At 39.9% G+C, this 12675-nt stretch carries 6 protein-coding genes; 4 read left to right on the forward strand and 2 right to left on the reverse strand.

Going from position 1 to position 12675, the window contains the following annotated elements:
* Positions 1-13: 13 nt before the first annotated feature.
* Both ACJVDH_RS07120 and ACJVDH_RS07125 read right to left on the reverse strand, forming a co-directional pair.
* Entirely contained in the window at positions 14-829 is an 816-nt protein-coding gene (locus ACJVDH_RS07120) for a response regulator transcription factor (RefSeq protein ID WP_443946869.1), read from the reverse strand.
* Entirely contained in the window at positions 814-3990 is a 3177-nt protein-coding gene (locus ACJVDH_RS07125) for a ligand-binding sensor domain-containing protein (RefSeq protein WP_443946870.1), read from the reverse strand. The genes ACJVDH_RS07120 and ACJVDH_RS07125 overlap by 16 nt, the downstream gene beginning before the upstream one ends.
* A 280-nt stretch (positions 3991-4270) precedes the next feature.
* On the opposite strand from ACJVDH_RS07125, the gene ACJVDH_RS07130 reads away from it, so the two are divergent.
* From ACJVDH_RS07130 to ACJVDH_RS07145, 4 genes are all read left to right on the forward strand, one after another.
* The gene (locus ACJVDH_RS07130; RefSeq protein WP_443946871.1) at positions 4271-7477 is read left to right on the forward strand and encodes a SusC/RagA family TonB-linked outer membrane protein; all 3207 of its coding nucleotides are present in this window, start codon (positions 4271-4273) and stop codon (positions 7475-7477) included.
* A 17-nt stretch (positions 7478-7494) separates the two neighbouring features.
* The gene (locus tag ACJVDH_RS07135; protein WP_443946872.1) at positions 7495-9396 is read left to right on the forward strand and encodes a RagB/SusD family nutrient uptake outer membrane protein; all 1902 of its coding nucleotides are present in this window, start codon (positions 7495-7497) and stop codon (positions 9394-9396) included.
* Positions 9397-9409: 13 nt separating this feature from the next.
* Positions 9410-10117, forward strand: coding sequence for a DUF3823 domain-containing protein (locus ACJVDH_RS07140; protein ID WP_443946873.1), 708 nt, complete (start codon positions 9410-9412; stop codon positions 10115-10117).
* Between the two features lie 99 nt (positions 10118-10216).
* Complete coding sequence (locus ACJVDH_RS07145) at positions 10217-12655, forward strand: glutaminase domain-containing protein (protein WP_443946874.1); 2439 nt, start codon at positions 10217-10219, stop codon at positions 12653-12655.
* The last annotated feature ends 20 nt before the right edge of the window (positions 12656-12675 follow it).

Raw genomic sequence — 12675 nt, forward strand, 5'->3', positions numbered from 1 at the left:
CTGGGCTTTTTTATTATTTTTTCTGTTGCTTGCTCTGGATATATTCTGAAGGAGACATGCCAAACTGTTTTGAAAAATTGCGGCCGAAATGGGTTTGTGAACTGTAGCCAACCCGCTCAGAAATTTCATAAATTTTTAGTTCACCTTCATTTAAAAGTTCGGCGGCTTTTTTTAAACGGGCAATATTAATCAACTCATTCGGACTTAAATTCGAGATTGATTTAATCTTGCGGTACAAAGTAGGGCGGCTCATATTCATGTGATCTGCCAGATGTTCTACATCGAGGTCTGGATTGTCCAGTTGCTCATCTATTAAATGCTGTAATCGCTCTAGAAACAGTTCATCGCCTTTAGAATAGGCCATTGTTTTGATGTGAATTAAGGGCGAGCTGGCAAAATAAGCCTTAATTTTATTACGGTTTTTAATGAGCGAAGACACCTGAACCTGTAAAAACTCTGGCGAAAATGGTTTTTCTACATAAGCATCTGCGCCGAGTTCCAAACCTTCAATTTTGGATTGTAAGCTGTTTTTGGCGGTTAACAAAATAACCGGAATGTGGCTAAGTTCTACTGTCGATTTTAAGTGCTCGCAGAGCTGAAAACCGTCCATTTCTGGCATCATCACATCACTGATTACCAGTTGAATAATTTCTTTACTTAAAATTTCGAGGGCTTCAACTCCATTTCTGGCCGTTAAAACCTGATATTTTTCACTCAGATCATCGGCAATAAAATCCAGAATATCCTCCTCATCATCAACCAGCAAAATCAAAAATTTCTCTTTGTTTTCCTGGGTTTCTGCCTGTTCTTGTATCATTGTTTTTTCCATTTGCCCTTTAAATTAAATTCTATGAGTTGATGTACAGGGAGTTCCAATATAAAACTATTGTATTTTTCGTCGCTTTCGCCGGCATATAATTGGCCGTTGTGCAATTCGGCCAGAGATTTTGCAATAGATAAGCCAATGCCTGTTCCTTGTTTAATCTGTTTTTCTGAAGCTCTGAAAAAGGGTTCAAAAATTTTTATGCGCAACTCTTCTGGTATTAATGGTCCGTCGTTTAAAACCGTAATTCTAAACAGGTCTGCATCGCCGGAAGGCAAACTAAGCTGAACGCAAACCTTATTCTGACCATATTTAATTGCATTGTCTATAAGGTTGCTCATTATTTTATAAAATGCTTCTGTATCTATGTAAGCAAAAACTGCATCTGGCGGTATTTGTATAGAAAATTTAATGTTTTTTTCTTCGGCCAAAGGCTGAAAAATCAGAAAGATTTCCTGCAAAATTTCCGAAATATTGCCTTTTACAAAACTTAATGAAAAGCCGCGAACTTCTGTTTTTCTAAAATCCAGCAGTTGGTTGGTCAGATTAAGAAGCCGGTCTGTGTTTCTGTCCATAATCCGCAGGTTTTTTTCGATATACGGAACTGAAGCTGCCTGGCCAATTACTTTTTCCATCGGGCCCTTTATAAGCGTTAAAGGCGTGCGAATTTCATGTGCAATATTGGTAAAAAATTCAATTTTGGCCTGGTACACTTCCTTTTCTTTCTTGTTTTCAAAAAGTTCCATGCGCCGTTTGTTTTTTAACATAATACGGCGGTGGTACATGCTTACCAGATAGATAACCAGCACAGCTGCACATAAAAAATAAAGAAAATATGCAAGGTTGCTTCGGTAAAAGGGTGGGAGTATAGTGATGTGAATTCTGGCATTATCGGTACTCCATTTATTGGTGCCATTTAATAAAGCTTTCACCTCAAAAATATAGTTTCCGGCTGCAAGTTTAGTGAAATAAACCTTTCTGTTGCTCTTTAAAAACACCCAATTGTTGTTCAATCCGGTCATTCTGTAGGCGTACTGCGTCATATCCGGAGAGATATAACTAAGTGCCGCAAAATCTAAACTGAATGACGAATTTTCATCATCTAATGTTACTTTATCTGTATAGATGATGGATTTTTGGAGAATGGAATTTTTTGCGGCAATTATACTTTCTTCATTATTTACCTGAAAACCGGTGAGTTTGACCGGAGCAATTGCCGTGAAATTTTTGAAATCTGAAGGGTGAAAACTGATTAAACCACGTACACTACCAAAATACATGCGGCCGTCTGTATCTTTAAAACCAGAGTTGTAATTAAATTGATCGGTTAGCAAACCGTTGGCTTTAGAAAAGGTTTTAACGGCGCGCGTTTTCGGATCAAATTGCACCAATCCACGTGTTGTACCTACCCAAATCATATGCTCATCATCTTCCAACATTTTGAACAAAAAATTGCTAGGTAAACCATCTTTTTTGGTTACGCGTTCAAACTGCTCAAGTTGCTTTTTATACAGATTTAATCCGCCACCATCTGTGCTGATCCAGATGTTGTTGCTGCTGTCTTCAAAAATTCCGTTAATGGTATTGTGTCCAATGGAGTTGGGATTTGCAGGATTGTATTTAAACTGATTGATTTTTCTTTCACCCAATCTAAATTTAAAAACACCATCGTTAAATGTACCTGCCCAAATGTTTCCTTTACGATCTTCTGTAATAACCTGGAAAAACGCCGCAGGCAATCCTTTAACCAATTCAAAATCGTCTGTTTTGGCGTTGTAAAGATATAAACCGGCAATTGTGGCCACCAGTATTTCGCCTTTGCTGGTTTTGCAAAAAGTCACAATAAAATTGGTACGTAGTGCATTTCCTTTACCTGCAGAATAATGTTTAATTACTTTTTTGCTGCGCACATCCAGAATGTCCAAGCCATGTTCAAAGGTACCAATCCAAAGTTTATTGCCATCAATCAATAATCCGTGAATATTGGAATACGCTATACTTGTATTTTTTCCGTCGGGAAGGAAGTTACTGAATGCGCCCGTTTTGGCGTTCTGCAAGTTTAATCCTGCATCTTCGGTTCCAATCCAAAGGTTTCCATTTGCATCTTTACAAATTTCGCGTACATCACTTCCGCTAATGGAATTGCTGTCTTTTTTTGGGAAAAATTTGGTGAACAACGCGTTCTGATCCGAATAATAATTTACGCCGCCAAAGAAACTTCCGGCCCAGATTCCATGTTCACGATCGCGGAAAACAGTGTAAATAGCATTGTCAGAAAGCGAGTAGGAATCGCTGTATTGCTTTTTCAGTTGTGTAATGGCATTGTTTTGAATGTTGTAGACGTAAATTCCGGATTCTGATGCAATCCAAAATTCATGCGAATCTGTTCGTGCCAGATCGCGTACATAAATAGAAGTTTGATCTGTATTAAAGGTGAGTATATCTTGTGTGCTTTGTGTACGCAGATCAAAAATTTTCAATCCCTGATTGGCCGTTCCGATTAATAATTTTCCATTTCCGGCATCGAGTGTTTTCGTTACCCAACTGCTTTCGCGGCTTTTAGTTCGGTTAAGTACATAGTGCGATTCGAATTTTTCACTCAAGGGATCAAATTTTTCAATCGTGCCTTGCATGGTACTAATCCACATGCTGCCATCATTCATTCTGGAAACTGAAGTTGCATCAAAGTGTACTTTATCGCCAAAGCTGAACAGCTTTTGCGAATGTGTATTGTAAATATGCATTCTGAACAAAGAAATAATCCATAAATTCCCGTTCCGGTCGGTTCCCAGATCATTAATTCTCAGGTTTTCTGTTCCTTTTACCAATTTAAAACTTTCGGTTTGAGGCTGGTATAAATACACACCTTGGTTGGTACCTACCCACAATTGGCCGCTGGCATCATAATGTAATGCATAAACCAAATCATTTCCAATACTTCCCGGTACATCGGCATCATGTCTGTATGTTCTGAACTGGTAGCCATCAAAACGGTTCAAACCATCTTTGGTGCCAAACCACATAAATCCGCTGCGGTCTTGGGTACTGCAAAAAACCGTATTGTTAGACAGTCCGTTTTCTACCTGGAAGCGCCTAAAATAATAGGGCTGTGCAGAAAGCATTTCCGTTGTAAAAAGGAAAAATACAAGGATGATTAGTTTTCGCAATTCGTTTATATTCGGTACTCAAATATATCAAACTCTACCATTGATCCCAAGCGTTAAAAAAAATGAAACGATATGTAGAAGTCCTGATACGATATAGAGAGTTTTAGTTAAAAATGTGCGTCTATTCGTTAGAAAAACGTTTTATAAAACGAGACAAAATGAAGAAATATTGATACAAAATTGTTCTCAAATGCGGATGCAATTGGAAGATATTTGATAAACCAAAGGATTGTGCAACCAAGTACTCTCCGGCGACTAACTAATCAAATATCCTAATTTTATGAAAAAAACTTTATCCTCTTCTGGAGGAGAAGCTGTGGGCTTTTCATGGCATCTCTTGCCAAAAAATGGTTTTAAGCAGTTCAATTTCTTCCTCAATGGATGTTGTCTCTTATTGCTCTTACTTTCATTTAACCTTCGTGCCTTTGCTCAAAACAACATTTCCGGAACGGTAGTAGACGAAAATGGCGAAACCTTAATTGGTGTAAGCGTTCAGGTTAAAGGCACAAAAACAGCTACTTCTACAGATGCTTCAGGAAAATTTAAAATTGCGGTTGCCGATAAAAAGGTAACGCTTGTATTTACTTATGTGGGGTATAAAACACAAGACTATCCGCTAAATGGCTCAACAGAAATTCGTGTAAAACTGACTCCGGAGATGAGTGATTTAGATGACGTTGTGGTTGTGGGCTATGGAACGCAGAAGAAAGAATCTATTACCGGCGCAGTTGCCACCATTACCAGCAAAGATCTGGAAAGAGTGCACGGCGGTTCTACGGTAAGCACCGGTTTGGCAGGAAAACTTCCAGGTGTGTCTTTCAGAATGCCCGATGGAAGACCAGGCTCAAGCGCCAACATTCAGGTGCGGAACATGGGAAATCCACTGTATGTAATTGATGGCATTCAGCAAGATGCTGGTCAGTTTAATAACATTGCACCAAACGATATTGAAAGCATTACCGTCCTAAAAGATGCTTCTGCCGCCGTTTATGGTAGTCGTTCGGCAAATGGTGTAATTATTGTTACTACCAAACGTGGCGCCAATAGTACCAGAAATACTTTTAATGTTGATGCTTATACAGGTTGGCAGAATTGGGTGCGTTTCCCTGAAACTACTGATGCGTACACCTATATGCTTGGCCGTGCAATTGCAGATTTGAATGCAAACGGAACAACAGTAATTACGCAGGCAGAATTAGACAAATGGAAAGCCGGAACAGAATATGGCTATCAAAGTCAAAACTGGAAAGATTTGATTATCGCGCCAAATGCACCTCAATATTCGGTAAATCTGAACGCTTCTGGCGGAACGGATAAATTAAATTACTATATCTCTGGTACACACCTCGATCAAAAAGGTGTTTATGGGACAGAAAGGGAATTTGTTTTCAAAAGATCCAATATCCAAAGTAATATTTCGGCTAAAATTACTGATCGCTTTAAAGTGAGTATGATGATTAACGGTCGTGTAGAAAATCGCGATCAGCCAGGTGTGCCGGGTGGCGATGATTATTTTGCCGCTCGTTTCGCGCTGTTGCGCAATAGGCCAACAGAACAAGCTTATGCCAACGGAAACCCAGATTATCCAAATGATATTGGCCACAATACAGAACAGTTTGCCGTACAAAGTAAAGCACTTACAGGATATTGGAGATCTGACTGGCGCGTTTTGCAAACCAATTTAACCGCAGATTATGATACGCCAATTAAGGGTTTAAGTTTGAAAGGCATGTATTCTTACTACGTGGCAGACAATGTGGTAAATGGCCATGAATATACTTATGATGTTTACCACTACAATCCAGACACGCAGATTTATGAAAAACGTGTGGGCAGTTCAAACCCGTACCGCGAAAGAAGAAATGAAAAAGTAATTACCAATACGTATCAAATGCATGCCAATTACAACCGCACTTTCGGTAAACATACTTTTGGTGGATTGTTGCTTGCAGAACGTTTAGATCGGTTCCGCACCTATACCTTTCAGCATGCCGTACCTAAAACCAATGTGTTGCCGGTATTGCAGTTTGCCGATTTAGATGGTCAGGATTATGCAGATATACAGGAAGAAGAAGCCCGTATTGGTTATGTAGCACGGATCAATTACAATTACGACAATAAATATTATTTTGAAGCTTCGGGCAGACGCGATGCTTCCTGGAAATTTGCACCAGACCGCAGGGTTGGTTATTTCCCTTCAGTTTCTGTGGGATGGAGAATTACCGGCGAAAACTTCGTTAAAAACCTGCTGGGAGAAAAAAGCGTACTCGATGATTTAAAACTACGCGCGTCATACGGTGTACTTGGAGACGATGACCTCGGTATTAATCCTTTTGCCTATTTACCGGGCTATGCCTACAACGTTGGAACCGTGATTCTGGATGGACAAAATATTGTGACATCTAGAGACAAAGGGCCAATTGTGAACAATTTAAGTTGGTTTAAAAGTAAAATAACGGACATTGGTGTGGATTTCTCTTTATTTAAAGGGAAATTAAGTGGTACTGCCGATTACTTTTATCGCAAACGTACGGGATTAATGGCCGTTAGAAACGATGTTGTTGTTCCGGTTGAACTGGGTTATGGCCTCAACAATGAAAATTTAGAAAGTGATGCACAGTTTGGTGGTGAGTTTGCCTTAAACTACCGCGATAAAATTGGTGAATTAAGCTATAACGTTGGCGGAAATGTTTCGCTATCCAGAAGCAAATTCTTAGATGCGTACAAACCTAGATTTAACAACTCCTGGGATCAATACCGCAATGCGAAACAAGATCGCTATCAAAATATTTTCTGGGGATATGAGGTTATCGGACAGTTCCAAAGCATGGATGAAATCAATAATTATAAAGTTAACATCGATGGACAAGGAAACCGCCGTCTGTTACCTGGTGACTTAATTTATAAAGATCAGAACGGCGATGGCGTAATTGATGGACAGGATGAACGCCCAATTGGTTATACCACAACTGGCCAACCCAACATGATGTTTGGTTTTACCATCGGATTGGCCTATAAAGGTTTTGATTTTACAGCCGATTTTTCTGGCGGATCTATGTATTCCTGGAACCAAAACTGGGAGCAGAGATGGCCATTCCAGAATGGAGGCGCATTGCTGCAGAATTTTGCAGACGATAGCTGGCACCGTGAAAATCCTTTCGATTCAAACAGTGCCTGGGTTGCAGGTAAATATCCCGCTTTGCGTTACAATGACAACTCTTTAAGTAATTACAACAAAAACTCAACTTTTTGGCTGCACAATGTAAAGTATCTGCGTGCCCGAACAATTGAGTTGGGATACACGCTGCCAAAAAGATGGTTGGAAAAAGTTAAAATCCAAAACATTCGCGTGTATGCAAACGGATATAACCTTTTCTCTTTAGACAATTTGAAAAGTTATGGCGTAGATCCGGAGATTGCCGATGATAACGGACTTCAATATCCACAGAACAAATTTTTTAATGTCGGAATCAAATTAACGCTTTAAACATCAACAGGTTCAAAATGAAAAAAATTATATATACATTATCCGCGGTTGCCCTACTTTCTTTTTCGCAATCGTGTAAAAAAGACTCCGAGTTTTTGCAGAAACAACCTACCAATACTTTAAGCGTAGATGCAACCTGGAAAGATCCAAACCTGGTACTTTCTGTACTTGGAGATCTTTATGATCGCTTCCCGGATTTTCAACGCATAGAGTCTTGGTGGATCTATGCTGATTTTGATGAAGGTTTTGGTTCTGCCAATGGCGATTATTTCCGCCACCAGAATCTAGATTACAACTACGATTCATGGAATATGTGGGATTATGGATACGTCCGCGATATTAATCTTTTCCTAAAACGTGGAGAAGAATCTACCGCTTTAACTGCTGCTGATAAAGCCCGTTTTATGGCAGAAGCCCGGTTTATCCGCGCAGGCTTATATTTCGAAATGGTGAAAAGAATGGGCGGCGTTCCTTTAATTACTCAAACGCTGGAATATGATTACAGCGGAGATCCAACCTATCTTCAAAATCCGCGGAAAAGGGAATCCGAAATTTATGATTTTGTGATTTCAGAACTCGAAGCCATTAAAACCATTTTGCCAAACGCAGCAAATGTGCAAAGTCGCGCGTCTAAAGGTGCTGCCTTAGCTATGGAGAGCCGTGCTGCATTATATGCGGCATCTATCGCAAAATACGGCGCAACAACACCAACTGTTAGTTTGTCTGGCGGCGAAGTGGGCATTCCTGCAGCTTCGGCGACTGCATATTATCAGAAATCACTGGCGGCAGCAAAAGAAATTATCGCCGATGGACGCTATTCATTGTACAACAAAAATCCAAACTTATCAGAGAATTTTGCAACACTGTTTACAGATAAAGGCAACAATCCGGAAATGATTTTTGTAAAAGATTTTAAGCTGAAAACCAATAAAGCACACGGATTTACGATTGATAACCAACCGAGATCTTCTGCAGAAGAACAACAGGGCGGGCGGTTAAATCCTTCTTTAAATCTGGTTCAATCTTTCGAAAAATTAGACAACAGTTATGCTTCTTTGCCAAATGTAGATGCATCCAACAACCCGATTTACTATACCAATATCGGCGATATTTTTGCCGGTAGAGATGCCCGTTTAGCAGGTACAGTTATTTTGCCTGGAAGCCAGTTTAAAGGCAAAACGGTAGATATTTGGGCGGGCTACCAGCTTGCAAACGGAACAATTGTTACCGGAGATAATTTTGCACAAACCAAAACTGGCGTATTGCCAGGCCAAACCGGATCGGTACAGGTTGTAGGTGGCGACGGGCCAATTGACGGATTGGAATTTAGTGCTCAAACTGGTTTTTATGTACGTAAATTTTTAGATCCGGCGGCTGGTTCTGGACAGATTGGTACCAGAAGTGAGGTTTGGTGGGTACGTTACCGTTATGCAGAAGTTCTGTTAAATGCTGCGGAAGCCAGTTTTGAACTGGGCGATGCAGCAGCGGCTGCGGGCTATTTAAAACCCGTGCGCGATCGTGCAGGTTTAACAACAGCTTTAACACCCGGACAAATCAATTTCGACCGGATTGTTCACGAAAGAAAAGTTGAATTGGCTTTTGAAGGTCATGAACTTTGGGATATGAAACGTTGGAGACTTGCAGATAAGGTTTGGAATGGCGTTGCATTAAGCAATGCAGATTTTACCAATGCAAGCAATATTGGCTCTGCAACACGCGTAAGCACGCAGGTATTTGGATTATGGCCGTATAAATATTACAATCCGGGAGATCCCAACCACAATAAATATGTATTTAAAGTGGTAAAACCGAGCAGGGTTACAGCGGCACACCGTTTCCGTTTGGGCAATTATTATTCGCAGATTACCCAGAACGTGCTAAACGGAAATCCAAAAATCATCAGAAATCCAAATCAATAATTTACAGACAGATATGAAAACGAGATATTTTTTAATGGTGGCCGTGTTGCTTGCAGCATTGATCACTTCATGTAAAAAAGACAATTACGATGCACCTGAACTGGATTTTGCCGGCAAACTGGTGTATAAAGGCGAAGCCATTAACGTACAATACAATACCGTTTATTTTGAATTGTGGCAGCCTGGCTTCGGCAATTATGCACCAATCAGAGTTAATGTTACGCAAGATGGCGTGTATTCTGCAAAGCTTTTCAAAGGCGATTATAAATTGGTTTTTACAGCCAATAGAGGTCCGTTTTTATGGCCAAAAAATGCAAAAGGTGCACAAGACACTGTTGCTGTAAGCATTCAGGACAGCAAAACAATGGATATAGAAATCAATCCATATTATATGGTGCGCGGCGCAACTTTTGCTGCCGCTGCCGGCAAGGTCAATGCAAGCTGCCGCTTGGAAAAAATCATTACAGATGCCAATGCAAAAAACATAGAACGGGTTACGCTTTATTTGAATAAAACACAGTTTGTAGATGGTAGCAGCACCAATAATCTGGTTGCACAATCTTTAGAAGGCGCGGCACTAACCGATTTGAATAACCTCATGTTGTCTGCAAATATTCCAACTATTGTACCTACGCAGAACTATATTTTTGCGCGGATTGGTGTTAAAATAGCCGGCGTTGAAGACATGATTTTTACACCTGTATCTAAATTAACCTATTAAACATGCGCTCAGTCATCCGGCATGGAAAAGATTTGCAAATGTATAGGAAACGCAAATCCATCCATCGCCGGATGGCTTTTTAAGCTAATCCATTTTTAGATGAAACGTTATTTCCTTTTTTTCTCCCTCGCACTCTCGGCACTTTCGGGGCAAGCGCAAAAACGCATTGCACCAGCATATCCTTTAATTACACACGACCCATATTTTAGTGTCTGGTCTTTTAGCGATCAACTTAATGCTTCAGCTACCAAACACTGGACCGGAACTTCGCAGGCATTAACCGGATTAATGAAGGTTGATGGAAAAGTTTACCGTTTTTTGGGCAGTCCCGATAAACAATTTGATAGTATTCTGCCTACCGCCGATGAAGAAACATATTCGGCACAATACACAGAAACCGAACCTGCAAAAGGTTGGCAAAATGCCACATTTAACGATACTGCATGGAAAACCGGCTCCGGGCCATTTGGCGATGGATCTGCAAAAACACAATGGCTCAGCAGCGATTTGTGGCTAAGGCGAACTTTTGATTTGAGTAAAACCGATTATAAAAATGTAAACCTGAAAATTACCCACGACGATAATATTGAAGTATTTCTTAATGGCGCTGCGGTGTACAGCCATAAAGGTTGGACAGGCAAATTTATCTACGTGCCTTTAAAATCAGCACTGAAAAAAGGTAAAAATGTACTCGCCATCCACATCAAAAATACCGCAGGCGGGCAATGGCTCGATGCAGGTTTGGTTTACGAAAAGCCTGTTGCAGCGTATCAGAACATTTTGCTTGCCAAGCAAAATGATGTGCAGATTTCGGCTACCCAAACCAAATACGATTTTTCTTGCGGACCTGTAAATCTTAATCTCGATTTTACTTCGCCATTGCTAATGAACGATCTGGATTTAATGGCAAGGCCAATTTCTTACGTTTCTTTTAAAGTGAAAAGTACCGACGGTAAAACGCACAATGCACAGGTGTATTTTGGCGTATCATCAGATTTAGCTGCAAACACACCTTTTCAGCAGGTAAATGCAGAAAAAATGCGTACAGGTGAACTTTCTGTTTTAAAAGCTGGCACAGTTGAGCAACCGATTTTACAGAAAAAAGGTGACGATTTACGCATTGATTGGGGCCATGTTTTAGTTGCGACAGATCTTAACAATGGCAAACAATTTATCGCCACAGAAGCAGAGTCTATCAAAAACTTTGTTTCAGGTTCTGTTTCAGAAACAAAAAACATCAGCGGAAAATCGCTTAGCTTAACAACGGTTTTGTCGTTTACAGCTGGAAATAAAGCAACCGAAAAAGTAGCCTTATTGGCTTATGATGACAATGAGGCAATCCAATATTTTGGTCAGAATCTTAAATCATGGTGGAACAAAAAAGGCGATCAGAATATTTTATCCTTATTGGAAAAAGCAGACGAAGAATACACAAATGTCTTGAAGAAAAGTACAGATTTTGATGCAAAATTTCATGAGGACAATGTGAAAGCTGGTGGAGAAAAATACGCGCATTTATCTGATATTGCGTATCGTCAGGCCATTTCTGCACATAAATTGGTAGAAAGTCCGGATGGCGAATTGCTTTTTCTTTCTAAAGAAAATTACAGCAATGGTTCAATCAATACTGTAGACATTACTTATCCTTCGGCACCTTTGTTTTTGGTATACAATCCAGACTTATTGAAAGGTATGATGAATGGAATTTTCCACTATAGCGAAACCGGAAAATGGACAAAACCTTTTGCTGCACATGATTTGGGTACGTATCCTTTAGCAAACGGGCAAACCTACGGTGAAGATATGCCCGTAGAGGAATCTGGTAATATGATTATTCTAACAGCGGCAATCGCAAAAGTAGAAGGAAATGCAGAATATGCCAGAAAACATTGGAAAACATTAAGCATTTGGGCCGATTATTTAAGCAAAGAAGGTTTCGATCCTGCAAATCAGCTTTGTACAGATGATTTTGCTGGTCACCTGGCACGCAACACCAATCTTTCTGTAAAAGCAATTGTCGCTTTAGGTTGTTATGCTAAACTGGCTAAAGAAATTGGTGAAACTGATGTAGCAGAAAAATACGCAAAAATGGCTAAAGATATGGGCACAAAGTGGATGGAAATGGCCAATGATGGCGATCATTATGCCTTAACCTTTGATAAAAAAGATACCTGGAGCCAAAAATATAATTTGGTTTGGGATAAGGTTTTAAAGCTGGATATTTTCCCGGCAAGTGTGTATAAAAAGGAAATTGATTTTTACCTGAAAAAGCAAAATGCATTTGGCCTTCCGCTTGATAGCCGTAAAACCTATACCAAATCTGATTGGATTATGTGGACAGCCACACTTGCAGATAACCGTTCAGATTTTGATCAGTTAATTAACCCGATTTATAAATTCTCACTTGAATCGCCAACACGTGTTCCACAAAGCGATTGGCACCAAACCACTGATGGAAAACAAGTTGGCTTTCAGGCCAGAAGTGTTGTGGGTGGATACGCTATAAAACTGCTTGATCAGAAATTAAATAACAGATAACTTTTTGCTGTCTGGTAACC

Origin of the sequence: Pedobacter terrestris (assembly GCF_052343045.1) — a bacterium.
GTDB lineage: Bacteria > Bacteroidota > Bacteroidia > Sphingobacteriales > Sphingobacteriaceae > Pedobacter.